The sequence below is a fragment of the Brevundimonas sp. CURTG3B2_SDJG genome, assembly GCF_057364705.1.
Genome location: NZ_JBNFOJ010000045.1, coordinates 1 through 14,814, shown reverse-complemented (window position 1 = coordinate 14,814; position 14,814 = coordinate 1). Strand labels below are relative to the sequence as shown.

General features: G+C 69.4%; 15 protein-coding genes and 3 pseudogenes. 7 read left to right on the top strand and 11 right to left on the bottom strand.

The features are described from left to right. The 8 genes and pseudogenes from AC2W7C_RS04795 to AC2W7C_RS04760 form a co-directional block, all read right to left on the bottom strand. A partial coding sequence (locus AC2W7C_RS04795; protein ID WP_486000422.1) for a 4-hydroxythreonine-4-phosphate dehydrogenase PdxA occupies positions 1 to 142 on the bottom strand: 142 nt, incomplete at its 3' end. Positions 143 to 236: 94 nt separating this feature from the next. Next, positions 237 to 470, bottom strand: a pseudogene (locus AC2W7C_RS04790) (4-hydroxythreonine-4-phosphate dehydrogenase PdxA); the annotation flags it as partial. Between the two features lie 140 nt (positions 471 to 610). Then, positions 611 to 1,252 carry a peptidylprolyl isomerase gene (locus AC2W7C_RS04785; RefSeq protein ID WP_486000421.1) on the bottom strand — a complete coding sequence of 214 codons (642 nt, stop codon included), beginning with the start codon at positions 1,250 to 1,252 and terminating at the stop codon, positions 611 to 613. 80 nt (positions 1,253 to 1,332) lie between these two features. Next, positions 1,333 to 1,920 (bottom strand): SurA N-terminal domain-containing protein, encoded by a 588-nt coding sequence (locus AC2W7C_RS04780; protein ID WP_486000420.1) that lies wholly within the window; start codon positions 1,918 to 1,920, stop codon positions 1,333 to 1,335. A 112-nt stretch (positions 1,921 to 2,032) separates the two neighbouring features. Beyond that, positions 2,033 to 2,245: a hypothetical protein gene (locus AC2W7C_RS04775; protein ID WP_486000419.1), complete on the bottom strand. Its 213-nt coding sequence runs from the start codon at positions 2,243 to 2,245 to the stop codon at positions 2,033 to 2,035. Positions 2,246 to 2,355: 110 nt separating this feature from the next. Further along, entirely contained in the window at positions 2,356 to 4,413 is a 2,058-nt protein-coding gene (locus AC2W7C_RS04770) for an LPS-assembly protein LptD (protein ID WP_486000418.1), read from the bottom strand. Between the two features lie 113 nt (positions 4,414 to 4,526). Further along, the gene (locus tag AC2W7C_RS04765; protein WP_486000417.1) at positions 4,527 to 5,657 is read right to left on the bottom strand and encodes an LptF/LptG family permease; all 1,131 of its coding nucleotides are present in this window, start codon (positions 5,655 to 5,657) and stop codon (positions 4,527 to 4,529) included. Then, entirely contained in the window at positions 5,654 to 6,787 is a 1,134-nt protein-coding gene (locus tag AC2W7C_RS04760; protein ID WP_486000416.1) for an LptF/LptG family permease, read from the bottom strand. The genes AC2W7C_RS04765 and AC2W7C_RS04760 overlap by 4 nt, the downstream gene beginning before the upstream one ends. A gap of 132 nt (positions 6,788 to 6,919) precedes the next feature. Between AC2W7C_RS04760 and AC2W7C_RS04755 the strand changes: the two are divergent. The 7 genes and pseudogenes from AC2W7C_RS04755 to AC2W7C_RS04725 all read left to right on the top strand — a co-directional run bounded on the left by AC2W7C_RS04755 (position 6,920) and on the right by AC2W7C_RS04725 (position 11,522). After that, a pseudogene (locus AC2W7C_RS04755) lies at positions 6,920 to 8,396 on the top strand (leucyl aminopeptidase). A gap of 7 nt (positions 8,397 to 8,403) precedes the next feature. Further along, a complete protein-coding gene (locus tag AC2W7C_RS04750; RefSeq protein WP_486000415.1) occupies positions 8,404 to 8,865 on the top strand; it encodes a DNA polymerase III subunit chi in 462 nt (153 codons plus the stop codon). Then, positions 8,823 to 9,179 carry a hypothetical protein gene (locus AC2W7C_RS04745; RefSeq protein WP_486000414.1) on the top strand — a complete coding sequence of 119 codons (357 nt, stop codon included), beginning with the start codon at positions 8,823 to 8,825 and terminating at the stop codon, positions 9,177 to 9,179. The genes AC2W7C_RS04750 and AC2W7C_RS04745 overlap by 43 nt, the downstream gene beginning before the upstream one ends. Before the next feature lie 22 nt (positions 9,180 to 9,201). After that, a complete protein-coding gene (locus AC2W7C_RS04740) occupies positions 9,202 to 9,492 on the top strand; it encodes an I78 family peptidase inhibitor (RefSeq protein WP_486000413.1) in 291 nt (96 codons plus the stop codon). Continuing rightward, positions 9,483 to 9,770, top strand: a complete 288-nt coding sequence (locus AC2W7C_RS04735; protein WP_486000412.1) for a hemolysin — start codon at positions 9,483 to 9,485, stop codon at positions 9,768 to 9,770. Before AC2W7C_RS04740 ends, AC2W7C_RS04735 begins: the two co-directional genes overlap by 10 nt. Positions 9,771 to 9,825: 55 nt before the next feature. Beyond that, entirely contained in the window at positions 9,826 to 10,434 is a 609-nt protein-coding gene (locus AC2W7C_RS04730; protein ID WP_486000411.1) for a hypothetical protein, read from the top strand. Beyond that, positions 10,362 to 11,522, top strand: a complete 1,161-nt coding sequence (locus AC2W7C_RS04725) for a tetratricopeptide repeat protein (RefSeq protein WP_486000410.1) — start codon at positions 10,362 to 10,364, stop codon at positions 11,520 to 11,522. Before AC2W7C_RS04730 ends, AC2W7C_RS04725 begins: the two co-directional genes overlap by 73 nt. Here the strand turns inward: AC2W7C_RS04725 and AC2W7C_RS04720 are convergent. From AC2W7C_RS04720 to AC2W7C_RS04710, 3 genes and pseudogenes are all read right to left on the bottom strand, one after another. Further along, complete coding sequence (locus tag AC2W7C_RS04720; protein ID WP_486000409.1) at positions 11,509 to 12,735, bottom strand: GFA family protein; 1,227 nt, start codon at positions 12,733 to 12,735, stop codon at positions 11,509 to 11,511. The genes AC2W7C_RS04725 and AC2W7C_RS04720 overlap by 14 nt on opposite strands. A gap of 109 nt (positions 12,736 to 12,844) precedes the next feature. Further along, entirely contained in the window at positions 12,845 to 14,254 is a 1,410-nt protein-coding gene (locus tag AC2W7C_RS04715; protein ID WP_486000408.1) for a M48 family metalloprotease, read from the bottom strand. A 66-nt stretch (positions 14,255 to 14,320) separates the two neighbouring features. Next, positions 14,321 to 14,814: pseudogene (locus AC2W7C_RS04710) on the bottom strand (ribonuclease E/G); the annotation flags it as partial.

Genomic DNA, 14,814 nt, shown 5'->3' with positions numbered 1-14,814 from the left:
CGACGCCGAAGTCTCGCCGCAGGGCGTCGTGGACCACGCGGGCCGTGTGGACGACGCGGTCGGTCGTGACCAGCTCCGGGACCTGGGCCAGCGGGGCGTGGATGGTGACCAGGCAGGCGCGCAGGTCGCGGGCGGTCAGCATCCATCACCGGGCCGCGGACGCCGGCGAAGGGGGCGTCGGCGGTCAGTTCGGCGATGAACTCCGTGTGGCCGGGGAAGCGAAAGCCGGCGGCGTACAGCGGCGCCTTGGCGATGGGGGCGGTGACCACGCCCGAGGCCTCTCCGGACAGGGCCAGGGCGACCGCCTCCTCGATCCAGTCGGCGACCGGTCCGGCGTTGCCGGCCGCGGGGACGCCGGGCGTGACGGGGGCGGGCAGGGGGCGCTCCAGCACGGGCAGGGCGCGCGCGAAGACGGCCTGGGCGTCGCTCAGGGAGGGGACGGCCTGGACCGGAACGCCCTGCCTGCGCATCAGGGCGGCGTCGCCCACGACCGCGAAGACGGGGCCGCCCTCGGCCTTCAGGGCGATCCAGGCTGCGGCGATGATCTCGGGCCCCACGCCCGCCGGTTCGCCCATCGACAGGGCGAGCGGAGCGGCGGCGGGGCCGGTCATCACTTCATCTCGATCAGGGCGTCCTCGCGCAGGTCGCGCATGTAGCGCCGGCCCAGCGTCGCCAGGTTCTGGCGGAACAGCGCGTTCTCGACCTGGCGGGGGTCGGGCGCCTCGGCGCCGCCGACGCGGCGACCGCACACGGCCAGCAGGTGCACGCCCAGCGGCGTGCGCACCGGCGAGCTGACCGAGCCGATCTCGGCCGAGCGGGCGACCTGCTGGAACTGCGGCGCCAGGTTCTGCACGTCCGACTCGCCCAGGTCCGAGCCCAGCAGCCCAGCCTCCGACGTCGCCCGGCCCAGCATGTTGTCGCACGTCAGCTGCGGCCGCAGCGCCTCCAGCCGCTGCGTCGCCGCCGCGACCTGCCCCTCCGTCGCCGTCTCCGGCAACTCCACCATCACCTGCTTCATCGACACCAGGCTGGTCGAAGCCCCATCCCGCTTGTCGCGCATGTAAATGATGTAAACCCCGCCCTCCACCGGAATTGGCCGCGACAGCTGGCCGGCTTGAAGCTGGTCCAGCGCTGTCTGGAGAGCCGGCGGGACGCTGCCTTCCACGACCCAGCCCGCGTCACCGCCGCGCGTGGCGGAAGGGGCGGCTGAGAACTGCTGGGCCACCGCCTGAAAGGGTGCGCCCTGAACCATCTGGGCTACCAACTGGTTGGCGCCGTTCAGTGCAGCCTGCTGTCCCCCGACGCGATTGGCCTCGATGTAAATCTCGCCGATCAGATATTGCTTCTTGGACGCGGCTTCCGAGGCTTGGCGCAGGGCCGCCTCGACGGCGCCCCGGCTGACCGCGCGCGGCTTTGGAAACGGCCGCCAACCAGTTGCGACCAGCCGATCTGAGTGCGGAGCTGTTCACGGAAGGTCGCCGGCCGGATGCCGCCCTGGGCAAGGAATTGCAGATAATTCTCGGCGGTGGTGCCCACCTCCTGGGCCATCTCCGAGATCTCGCGGTCGACTTCCTCGTCGGTGACCCTGAGGTCCTCGTACTTGGCCAACTCCTGGTTTTGCAGACGCTCGTCGATCAGGGCGTTCAGCGCCTGCTGTTGGATCGCGGGGATGTTCTCCTGGGTCGGTTGAACCTGGGTCATCGCAATCAGCAGCAGCATGCGCTGGCGCAGGTCGAAGCCGGTGATGACGCTGTCGTTGACAGTGGCGAGGACGCCGTCCGCCATCTGGAACTCGGGCGACGCCGCGGGAGCCTGCGGCGGGGCCTGCTCGGCGGCGGGATTCAGCGTCCCCGCGGCGGTTGGAGCGGTCTGGCCCGGAGCGGTCTGGGCCACGGCGGCGCCCGCCATGAGGGCGGCCATGGCCACGCCCGTCAAGTAACGCTGAAAACGCATATCAGTCCTGGTTCCTCAAGCGGCGCAGTCGTCGAACCGACTGCACAGTTCCCCCCGCACACGCCGAGTCGCGCGTCGGTCAGCGCCCGTCGCCCTGTCCATAACCTGTAGCGCCGAAAGTGGCGAGGGTTAGGCGGACATAGGGGCCTTCCGACGGCCCTGACGGCCGGACGCTGGTGTTGTCACGCCGCCAGCCCAATTCAAACCGGAGGCAGTCGTCGTCGAACAGCAGGCCTACTTCCGAGCGGGTGATCAGGTCGCGCTCCATGTCGACGATGCCGGCCGCCGCCACGCCCCAATTGCCGTAGACGAACTGCTGGCCCGCTACTTGGACGAACTCGTAGTTGCGGTTGTTGGGACCGCTGAGCGGGTTGGAGCGGTCGACGATGTAGCTGGCGGTCGCTAGGTTCCGGGCGCCCAGCGGCCGTCGATGGCCACCTCGGCGCGGCGCACGTCGCCCGAGGAATCGATGGTGGCGTGGCCCCAGCCCCGGATGCGGTCAGACGGCGAGAATGTCGCCTGCACCACCCAGTCCGAGGTGTCGGCGGCCAGGCCCGAGGGGTCGTAGAGCTGGCTGGGCGCGTCGGGCACGGGGGCGAGATAGGACGGCTCCTCGGCGTCGCGCAGGCTCCTGCCGACGAATAGGCTCGCCTGCCGGCCCTCGTCCCAGCGAAGGGTGGCGCGCGCACCCGCCGTGAAACGCAAGCCGCCTTCGTAGAGATCGTAGCCTGGGAAGCGGTCGATGCGGAACAGCGAGCTTTCGTCGAGCTCCAGCGTCTGGCTGTCCTCATTGGGTATGCGCGGATCGAGGTCCGGGTCGGTCGAGATCGACAGCTGGGCCATCGGCTCCAGGATCAAGTCGGCGCCGTCACCCAGGCGGCGGATCAGCGGATAGCTGATGTCCAAGCCCGCCGTGACGCGGCTGCGACCGATGGAGTCCTCCGACAGTCCCAGCGAAGGCGGCAGGTCGGCGACCGAGTACAGGTCCGCGCGAAGATCGACGAAGGGCTCCCAGCGGATTCCCATCGGCGAGATCAGGGCCCGGCGCCACTCCGCCTGCGCCGAGATCCGGCGGCTGTCGACGCCGGGCAACCCCAGGGTCGACCCTGGAGGAAGAATCGGCGGACTGAGGACGGGGCTGCCCACATAGTCGTCGCGGAACAGCGAAACCGCGCTGCCGCGCAGACGCAGCCGCCCGCCGAACACCGGCCGGCTCGGTTCCCAGCGCGCTTCGATCAGCGGGGCGACGTAGGGAAGTTCGCCGTCGCGTTCGAACACGTTCAGCGCGGGAGTGGAGAAGTTGAACTCCTTCACCCGCAGGCTCTGCAGGGTGAAGGCGGCGATCGAGACGTAGGACCGCTCGGTCTGGCGCTCGGCGTACAACTGACTGATCAGCCGGCGCTCGTCACCGTAGTAGAGGCCGTTGTCCTGATAGGGCGTGCGGACGTCGTAGCGGTCGAACAGGGTCTTGTCCGAAGTCCGTTCGGCCGTGAAGCCCCAGCGCCAGGGTCCCTCGGGATCGAACCGGCCGTATCCCAGGAAATAGCTGCGGTTGGTGCGGTCGCCGAATTTGACGTCGTTGTCGATGACGCCGTCGCCGTTCACGTCGAAATCACCGAAATTCCGCTCGTAGGTGTAGCCCCCGCGCAGGACGACCGTGCCGTCCGCGAAGCGGCGGCGCCACTGCAGGTTCAGGAACGGCATGACGTCGGTGTTGATCTGCGGGCTGAAAAGCCAGTCTTCCGAGGGCGAGATCACCTGCAGATAGGGGACTTCCAGGCTGAACCCGCGGCCCTGGTCATAGCTGGGGATCGGCACCAGGAAGCCCGAGGCCCGTTCGACGGTCGGGTCTGGATGGGCGAAGACCGGCAGGTAGAAGACCGGCACGCCGCCGACCCTGAAGACGGCGTTGCGGTACAGGATCGCGCGCAGGTCCTCGTCCTGGATCACCTTTTCGGCTTGGATCGAGATGCTAGGCTGCTGGGGGCGGCCCTCGGCGTCGCAGATCGGGCAGGGCGTGAATAGGGCGTAGTTCAGCTCGTTGACGTTCTCGCTGCGCCGTACCGCGGTCGCGGCCATCAGGCTGGCGCCGTTGCGGAAGCGCGTCGCGAAGTCGACGGCCACCCCCGCCTTCAGATTGGAATCCAGTTCCAGATGGCTGGCGAAGACGACATTGCCGTCGGGATCGACGAACTCGACGTTCCGGTCCGCCGTGGCGACGCCCTGGCGAAGGTCGTAGCTGACCTCGCCGGCGCGGAGCGTGGCGTCCCGGAATCGCGCGAAGACCCGTTCGGTCTCACCGGTGGCCGTGATGACGTCGCCCGCCCGGGTCGTCGAATCGGCCTCGATGTAGGCGGCGCCCGGCGCAAGCCCGTCCGTTCCGGGAGGCTGTGGAACCGTGACCGTCGGCTCCTGGGGCGTCTGGGCCGCGGCGGCTCCGTTCCAGGCAGCCAGCGCCATCGCGGCCGCCCCGGCCAGAAGCCGGAAGCGTAGGGCCGCCGTACGGGGCGCGCGGACATCACGCTGCATTCAGGGTCACTCGGGAAGGCGGACAGGAAGGAGGGACGGATCGCTTAGCCGTCCTCGGTATAGAACAGCAAGGTGAACGCGGCGAGCGCCGTCAGCAACGGAGGAAGCCAGGCCGCTAGCCAGGCCGGAATGACTTCCGCGGAGCCAAAGGCCGATGCCGCCTGGTTCACGAAGAAGAAGGCGAAGCCGAGCACGACCGCCGCCACGCTCATCCGGGCGAGATCGCCCAGACGCATCAGCCGGAGCGAAAAGGCGGCGGCGAGAATCGACATCGCCGCGAACATCAACGGCGTCGCCAGAAGCTGCTGAAGCCTCAATCGATAGGCGGTGGTGGAGAAGCCCGCGGCGTCCACCCGGGCAATCTGGGCCGGCAAGACCCAGAACGAGGTGGACTGCGGCCGGGCGAACCGTTCGAACGCCTCGTCGTCGGCCAGGCTCGAGGGCAGGTCGAGGGTGGCGTAGCGCACGGCACGCTGGCCGATCTGAGCGCCGGTGGCGTCGACCAGCCGCCACCGTCCGGCGCTCAGTGAAGCCGAAGCCGCGTCGATGCGTTCGGAGAAGGTGCGCAGGCCGGCGCCGTCGTTGGTGTAGATGAAGAAGGTCACGCCCAGCAGGCGGGCGTTGGCGCGATCCTGGCGCGCGGCGCGGATCACCATCTGGCGCGTGTCGTCGCCTTCCCGGATCCACACCGCCTGAGGCCCGTCGCCTGCGGTGGCGGATCCCGAAAGCCGGGTCCGTTCGCGCTGGAACAGACCATCCGCCGCGGAGGCCGCCGGCCCCAGGACGGTCACGGTGGCCACGCCGAAAAGGAAGGCCGCGCCGGCCGCGGGGAGAACGAAGCGCCACGCCGAGATTCCCGCCGCCCGCATGGCGATCAGCTCGCTGCGCCGATTCAGTCCGACGAAGGCGGCCAGGGTGCCGAACAGGAAGACGAAAGGCAGAAGCTGAACGATCACCTGCGGCGACTTCAACAGCATCAGACCCAGGATGCGGACGCCGGACAGATCGATGTCCGAGCCGAGGCCGCGGGAAATCTCGACGAAATCGATCAACATGATCAGGGCCGAGATCACGCCCAGGGCCACAGCCAGCGCCCGCGCCTGCTGGACCAGGACGTAGCGCTCGATCCGGCCGAGCCGCAGCCACGGGACGGGCAGGGAGGCGCGACGATTCACGCGAACCTCGCCTTCAGGCGCTCGTAGGCCGGCCAGACCCTCCGGCGGCGCGGCTTGAGCGCGCGGAACAGCAGGCGCAAGGCGATCGCGGAGGCGGCCAGCGGCAGCAGATACTGGAAGATGTTCAGCCAGCCGTTCCAGGCGCTGGCGGCGACGACGCCGTAGCCGACGATGCGGACCACCAGGAAGGCGGCGGCGGCCTTGGCGATGCGCAGGCTGTAGCCGGTCCGGCTGAATTGTCCGCCCATGATCGCGGTCAAGGCCATGGCCATCGCCATCAGGGCGTAAAGGGGCGCGGACAGGCGCGAATGGCCCTCGGCCATGAGCTCGCCGGCGCTCCCGACTCGCTCCAGGTCGCGCGGAGAGGGGTCGAACAGCTGCGGCAGGTACAGATCCGCGGGCTTGTAGCGGATGGTGTCGGTGACCTCGGCGTATCGTCCCAGGGGCACGTCCTGGCGGCCGAAGGACAGATACTCCAGCACGCCTCGGCTCGAATAGCGTTGCCACGATCCGTTGATCAGTGTGACCACGGGTTCCCCGTCGATGCGCGAGAAGCGCGCCTCAGCCGCGTCCCAGGTGGTCACCCGGTCGCCCTCGGTCTGGTAGATGAAGACGTTCTTCAGCAGACCGTTCTGCTCGATCTGCTGTACGTAGACGGTGAGACCCTCCGGGCCCTGGACGAAGCGCCCTTCCTCAACCAGCAGGGCGGCGAGATCGGTGCGCACGGCGAACGCCTCGGCCCGCGCCTGACGCTGGGACCAGGGCTGGACGACGGTGGTGATCACCAGGGTGGCCAGGGCCGCGATAGCGGCTAGCCGGACTGCGGGACGGATGGCCGACCAGCGCGTCACGCCGGAGGCGAAGATGGCCGTCAGCTCCTGCTCGCGCTGCAGCCGGGTCAAGGCGATCAGAGCCCCGACGAACAGGCCGATGGGGATGATGACGGCCAGCAGCTGGGGCACCGCGAGCAGGGTCAGCTTGACCATGACCCAGACGCTCTGGCCGCGTTCGACGATGATCTCGAGCTGGTCGAGGCTCTGGCTCAGGATGCCGATTCCGGCCAGCGCGGCGCACGCTCCGATGACGGGGCGGGCGATCTGGCGGAAAAGATAGCCTTGAATCAGCGTCATAGATGGCAGGAAATCGCCCGTTGCAGGCGGCGGCGAGGGAGCGCATCTAATACACACCCGAATGCGCCGGTGAAACCGCGCGCGCAATCCCTTCATCAAAGTCCGGGGCGTACATCCCGGCGGGAGCAGTAAATGAAGATCGAGTTCGTCGCGTCGGCCGCCGCCGCCGAGGTCCTGGCCGTCCTGGTGCACGAGGGGCGGACGTTTGGCAGGTTCCGGCGCGACCGTGGACGCCGCGACCTCGGGCGCCCTGACCAAGGCGATGACGGCCAGCCGATTCACCGGCGGCTCGAACAGCACCCTGATCGTGGCCGCCCCGGCCGGCGTCGACGCCGCCACCGTGGTGCTGACCGGCGCGGGCGAGACCGGCAAGTTCGACGACCTGGCTTTGGAGGCCGCCGCCGGCGCCGCCTATCACGCCGTCAAGTTGTCGGGCGCGACCTCGCTGACCATCGACGCCTCTCACCTGTCGGCCGACCAGGCCGCCCGGGCCGCCTTCGCCGCTCGCCTGGCCAGCTACCGGTTCCTGAAGTACCGCACGACCCTGAAGCCCGAGAAGACGCCGTCGATCGAGGCCATCCGGGTGGTGGCCGGTGACGTGAAGGCCGCCGAGGCCGCCTACAAGGCCTATGCGCCGGTCGCCGACGCGGTGGAATTCTCTCGCGATCTGGTCAGCGAGCCGGCCAACGTCCTGTATCCGGAGGAGTTCGCCAAGCGCGTGAAGGGCTTGGAGAAGCTCGGCCTGGAGGTCGAGGTCCTCGGCGAGAAGGAGCTTGAGAAGCTGGGCTTCCGCACGCTTCTGGCCGTCGGCCAGGGCAGTGTGCGCGATAGCCAGGTCGCCATCATGAAGTGGAACGGCGGCAAGAAGGGCGACCAGCCCATCGCCTTCGTCGGCAAGGGTGTCTGCTTCGACACCGGCGGCATCTCGATCAAGCCCGCCGACGGGATGGAGGACATGAAATGGGACATGGGCGGCGCCGCCGCCGTGACCGGCCTCATGCACGCGCTGGCGGGCCGCAAGGCCAAGGTGAACGCCGTCGGCGTCATCGGCCTGGTCGAGAACATGCCCGACGGGAACGCCCAGCGCCCCGGCGACGTGGTCATGTCGTTGTCCGGCCAGTCGGTCGAGGTGCTGAACACCGACGCCGAGGGCCGCCTCGTCCTGGCCGACTGCCTCTGGTACACTCAGGAGCGCTTCAAGCCGAAATTCATGCTGGATCTCGCGACCCTGACCGGCGCGATGATCGTGGCGCTGGGTCTGGAGTACGCGGGCGTCTTCTCGAACTCGGACGAACTGGCCGAGAACTTTCTGGCCGCCGCGCCCAAGGTCGGCGAGAACGCCTGGCGCATGCCGATCCCGGCCGCCTACGAGCGCCACATCGACACTCCGATCGCCGATGTGAAGAACACCGGCAACGGTCGCGCCGGCGGTTCGATCACCGCCGCCCTGTTCCTGCAGCGCTTCACCAATGGAACCCCATGGGCCCACATCGACATCGCGCCGACGGCCTGGGTGAAGGACAGCCGCAACCCCACCGTGCCGGACGGAGCCGTGGGCTGGGGCGTGCGCACCCTGGATCGGATGGTTCAGGATTCCTACGAATCCTGATCCGGCCGTGACCGCCGGCAAGCCCGAGATCTGGTTCTACCACCTGGAGCGCTCCACGCTGGGTCAGGTGCTGCCGGGTCTGCTGGAGAAGACGCGCGAGCGGGGATGGCGGGCGATCGTCCGGGCCGCCGACGCGCGTCTGCTGGACGAGATCGACGAGCGGCTGTGGACGTATCGGGAAGACAGCTTCCTGGCGCACGGCCGCGCGTCCGATTCCTACTCGGATCGGCAACCGATCCTGTTGACGGAATCGCTCGAGAACCCGAACGCCGCTCAGGCGCTGTTCATCCTGGACGGGGCAGAGCTTGGCGATACGGAGAGCCTGGAACGATGCTTCATCATCTTCAACGGACGGGACGAGGCCTCGCTGGCCGGCGCGCGGACGCGGTGGAAGGCGTTGAAGGACGCGGGGGCGAACCTGGCCTATTGGAAGCAGTCGCCCGAAGGCCGCTGGGAAAAGGCGGCCTGATCCTGCTGGCGGCGCTGGCCGCCTGCTCGACCCCAGCTTCGGACGCGTCGGCGCCGCGCACCGTCGAGGCGGGCCAGCTGAATCAGCCCGTCGGCACTCACAACCCGCAGAACCCGACCGCCGACCTCTGCCGGGCCGGCGAGATGCAGTGGCTGGTGGGGAAACCGAAGACCGAGATTCCCGTTCCGGTGGATGTGGTCAATCGCCGTGTGACGTGCACAAACTGCCCGGTGACCGAGGACTTCTCGCCGTACCGATTGAACATCTTCTTCAACGCCCAGACCCAGATCGTCGAGCAGGTCCGCTGCGGCTGATCGAACCCGAGGAGACGAGCCGATGAAACTCCAGATGCTCAGCCTGGCCGCGGCCGGCCTCTTGGCGGCATGCGCCCCGACGCAGGGCGACGGTTCGCCGACGCCGCCGACCGACGATCCCAGCCAGTGCAAGGTCGGCCAGTACCAGCGCTTCGTCGGCCAGAACCGCAGCCAACTGCCGGCCAAGCCGGACGGCGAGACCTGGCGGGTCACCTGCACCACCTGTCCGATGACGATGGACTACAACCCCACGCGCCTGAACATCCTCTACGACGAAGCGACCGGCGTGATCCGCGAGGTCAAATGCGGTTGATCGCCCGGACCATCGTGACGTTGGCCGCCGGAGCGCTGGCGATTTCCGCCTGCGCTCCGGTAAGTGCGCCGCCAGCCGGCGAAGGTCCCGACCGGTGCGGCGCGGCGGCCGCCCGCTCTCTGATCGGCTCCCATGTCGGAGCCGTGGACTTCGCGCCGGGCGCGAACGTGCGGGTGGTCTGCACCACCTGCCCGGTGACCTATGACCTGCGGCCGGACCGGCTAAACGTCCGTTTCGACCAGGCCACGGGAATCATCAAGAGCGTCGACTGCGGCTGACCCTTGGCGGGACCCTCCAGGCGCGTAGGATGAGGCGCCAGGGCAGGGGAAGACGATGCGCATCATCTTGATGGCCGGAGCCGCGCTGGGCGCGGTCATGATGGGGCCGGCCGCGGTCGCCGACGCGACGGCGGACCGCGCGGCCCGCGACCTGATCGAGCGGCCCCAGGTCTGCGGCCCGGCCGGAACGGTCGAGACCGGCGCGCCGATCACCTCCATGGTGATGGTCGACGGCTTTGGGACCGGCGGGTTCGCGGTCGACACCGTCGACCCGGAGGCCCAGGCCTGGTTCGACCATGGGGTGCGCCTGCGCTGGGCGTTCGAACATTCGGAATCGGTGCGGGCGTTCCGCAAGGCCCGGCTGCTGGATCCGACCTGCGGGATGTGCGCCTGGGGCGAGGCCTGGGCCATGGGCCCGAACCTGAACGGCGGGGGCGGCGACGACGCGACCCAAGCCCAGGCCCTGAGGACGGCGCGCGAGGCGCGGCGGCTGGCGCGCCGAGCCTCGCCGATGCAGAAGCAGATGATCGACGCGCTGATCCAGCGATACTCCGGCGCGAAGTCGACCGCGCGCGGCGCTTCGCACGGACGATGGACCGGATCGCCCTGCGCAATTCCGCGGACGTCACCGTCGCCGCCATCACCGCCGACGCCTGGATGCTGAATGCGGACGACTGGTGGGACGACGAAGGCAAGGCCGCGGACCCGGGCATCACCCGCGCGATGGCCATCCTGGAGGATGCCCTGGCGCGATCACCGGACGATCCGGGCGCGATCCACCTCTACATCCATCTCACCGAATGGTCGGACGATCCGCACAAGGCCATTCCCTACGGCGAGCGGCTGGCTGCGCTGGCGCCCGGCGCCAGCCATCTGGTGCACATGCCCTCGCACACCTTCTACCGGGTGGGCCGATACCGCGACGCGATGATGTCCAACGTGAACGCCGTGGCGCTGGACCGGCGTTACGACGACCTGGCCAGCCCGCCGGGGGGCGTGCCGGGCATGCCGCTGCACGGCCATAACATCCACTTCGGCATGGGCGGAGCCCTGATGGCGGGCGGAGCGGAGGAAGGGCTGAAGCTGGCCGACTGGTTCCTGGCCGCCTACCCCGACATTCCGGCGGGCAATGCATGGCGCCAGATCATGGCCAACAACGCCTACGCCATCTACGGCCGGTTCGGATCGCCCGAACGAATCGCGGCGCTGGTGGAGCCGGCCGAGAGCCGTCCGATGCTGCGGATCAGTTGGCGCTTCGCGCGGGGCGAGGCCGCGGCCCGGGCCGGCGACGCGGCGGCGGTGAGGGCCGAGGCCGAGGCGATCAAGACCCTGCGCGAGGCCGAGAGCTTCAAGACCGGATCCATGGCGAAGTTCCGCGCGGACTTCACCGAACTGTCCCAGCGGGTCCTGGAAGGTCGGGCCGCGATGATCGAAGGCGACGTCGACGCCGCGATCGCCGCCTTCACCCGCGCGGTCGAAATCCAGGGGCAGGGCGAGGAGGGCGGCGATCCGCCGGCCATCTGGTATCCCACCCGCCGCAGCCTGGCGGCCGCCCTGCTGATGAAGGGCGACGCCTCCGGCGCGCGGGCCAAGGTGCTGGAACTGCTCGAGGACTGGCCCAACGACCCCTACAGCTACTTCGTCCTGGCCGAGGCCGAGACGGTGCTGGGGAATGCGGACGCCGCCGCTGAAGCGCGCCGCCGGTCCCGGATCGAATGGATCGGCGGCCCGATGGACCTCAAACTGGCGTAACCTCCGATTTCGGCTTTCGCCCGGGTCTTTCCTGCATGACCCCGGGATAGCCCTTCAGCGGCGACAGCGGGCCGCCGCTCCATATCCATTCGGCCTGCTGGTCCAGATACAAGTGGTAGCGCGGTTCGCGCCCCGTCCGGGTGGTGAACAGGCCGCGCGGGATGTTGACGAACCGCGGCTCGCGCCGGCGCTCCATGAATAGAGGCGTGCCGCACCGGGCGCAGAAGCTCCGCAAGGCCTGCGCCGGTTCGTCCTCCCAACAGGTGATCGCCTCCTCGCCCTCGACGATCCGGAAGCGGGCCTTCCAGCTTCCGACCCAGGTCATGTAGGCCGGCCCGGCGGCGCGGCGGGTGGCCTGAGAGTGATCGTGCCAGGCCCAGAAGGCGGGGGCGTCGATCTCGAAGCGGACGGCGCCGCAGGCGCAGCGGCCCTCGGCCTGAACGGAAGAGCGCTTTTCGCCGGCGGGCTTTCTCATTCCTGAAGGCTGGACCAGATCGCCGGCGTTGGGAACCGGTTCAGGCCCCCTTGGCTTCACGGATCGCCCGGTCGATCTCTTCAGGCTGGATGCTGGCGCTGGCCCGGCCGTTGACGAAGAAGGTCGGGGTGCCGGACAGGCCCAGCGCGCCGCCGAGGTGTGGATGTCCGTCAGATGCCGGGCGATATCGGGGCCCGCCATGGCGGTCTGGGCCTGGGGCAGGGCGACGCCGTTCTCGGCCAGGATGCGGTCGACGGCCTCCTTATCCAGAGACCGCTCCGCCATCAGGGCGCGGAAGACGGGCAGGTACTTGCCCTGACGATGCGCCGCTTGGGCCGCGCGGGCGGCGTAATGGGAGGTGTCGTCGTCGCCGCGATCCAAGATCGGCCAATCCTTGAACACGAAGCGCACGTCAGGATGGGCCTGCATCAGGCGCAGCACCTCGGGCGCGGTGGCCTTGCAGCCCGGGCAGCGGAAATCGAAGAACTCGATGACCGTGACCTTGGCGTCCGCCGGACCGAACGCCGGGTCTCGGGCGTCCACCGCCAACAGGGCGGGACTGGCCGCGGCGCGGCGGTTGATGGCGTCGGTGCGCGCGCCGTCCTCCTTGGCCTGCAGGGCGCTGCTCATCTCCTGGAGTAGTTCGGGGTGTTGCAGCAGATAGCCTCGAACCCGTTGCTCGAACGGGCCGCCGTTGAAATAGGGAAACGCCGCCAGACCCAGGGCGACCGCCGCCACGGCCAGCGCCGCCTGGCCCGTGCGGTGGCCGTCGAGGAACCGCGCGAGCGCGGGGTTTCGGTGCGGGCGGCGGGCGTTTCGGTCATGCAGTCCTCAAAAAGAAGGAAGATCAGCCGGCGGCCGGGACGACGACGGGCCGATTGCGTTGGTTGCGTCGATCCAAGTCGTCCACGTCGTCCTGGGTGGCGCCCGAGGCGAAGACGATATCCATAGCCCGGGTCCATTCGGCGGTGCCGGGCTGGAGCATGTCGCGGGCGCGCAGGGCGAACTGCGTGGCCTGTTCCTTGGCGCCGGCGGCGAAATACATCTCAGCCGAGGCCAGGCGAGCTTCGCCCTCCTTGCCCTGGCTGGCGTAGGCCTGGCTGAGCAGGCGCCAGCCCAGGGTGTTGTCCTTCTCCATCGTGGTGGCGCGCTTCAGCTGGTCGACGGCCTGGTCCAGCCGGGCGGCGTCGCCGGTCTCGATCAGCGCGTGGGCCAGGTTGATGCGAAGCAGCGGCGCGTCGGGCTTCAGCTCGACGGAGCGCTGGTGGGCCCCGATCGCTTCGGCGGGACGCCCTTCCTCGAACAGGATCTGGCCCTTCAGCTCCCAGAAGTACGGGTTCTCGGGCTGCTCGGCCAGCAGGGCGTCGACCGCGGTCAGCGCGCGTTCGGTCTGGCCGTCGCGGTACCAGGCGATGGCGCGGGCGTAACGCGCGGGCAGGGCGACGTCGCTCTCGGGATAGGCGCGCAGGGTCGCGTTCGGCGCGTCCATGAACGCGTGAATCTTGGCCAGGATCAGGGCGTGCTGGGCCATCCGTTCCGGGCTGTCGCGGTGGTCGTAGTGCGGCTGTTCGGAAACGAAGCGGCGCAGGTTTTCGATCCGGTCGGACGACAGCGGGTGGCTGCGGAAATACGGATAGCGCCGGGCGTCGGAGAAGACCTCCTGCGAGCGGAAGTTCTCGAAGAAGCTGAGCAGGCCGCGCCCCGATTCACCGGCGGCCTCCAGGGCACGGGCCCCGGTGTTGTCGGCCTCGCCCTCCTGGTGGGTCATGTAGCGCAAGGCGCTCAGGCTGCCGAAATACTGGCTGTTGCCCAGCAGCACCGCGCCGGCGTCGGGGGCGCCGGCGGCGATGGCCAAGGCGCCCAGGGCCATGGTCATTAAAAGAGGCTGCATGCCGGCGTTCTGGGCGCCGTCGCGCAGGGTGTGGCGGTTTTTCACGTGGCCCGCTTCGTGCGCGACCACGCCCAGCAGCTCGCCGGGATTGCGGGTCCGCAGGATCAGGCCCGTGTTCAAACCGATGATGCGGCCGCGGGCGGCGAAGGCGTTCAGGTCCGACTCATTGATGAGCAGGATTTCGATCTCGGAAGGCTCCAGGCCCATGGCCGTGAAGACCGGATCCGACCAATCGTGGATGATCGCCTCGATCTCGGTATCGCGGATCGCGCTCTGAGCCGAAGCGGGCGAGCCCGCCGCCAGCGCGAGGCCGACGGCGGTCGCGGCGCCGATCAGGCGGGCGGCGTGTCGAGACAGCCAGGACATGGCGAACTCCTCAAAGCCTTGGACGCCCCCCGTCCGCACCGATCCTCACAACCTAATCGCGGCCATTCAGCGGCGCCACCATCCGCGCTTCGGCTTCTCGGGCGGCGCGACGATCTGGTTGGGATCCTCGGCGATCAGGGCGGCCACGTCGACCTCCGGCTTCGGCGGCTCCACCAGCTCCACCACCTTGGCGGGGGGCGGCTCGGCCGGAGCCTCCTCCTGCGCGGCCTCGACCGGGGAGACGTCCAGGACCGCGGCCTGTTCGGCGGGCTCGGCCTCATTGGGCTCGACAGCCGACTCCAGGGCCGAGTCCGCCGTGGCGCTGGCCGACACCTTGCGGCGCACGCGGCGGCGCTTCGGCTCTTCGATCGCGACCGGGGCGGTCTCGGCCTCGATAGCGTCCTCGACGATCACCGCCATCGGGGTGTCGGGCGAGCCGTCCGGCGGCATGCCTTCGTTGGTGGCCCGGGTCTCGACCTTGACCTCATGGGTCAGGCCGGCCTCGGAGCCGCGGTCCCGACCGGCGACCGCGGCCGCGGCGGGCGGCGCGACGACCGTTG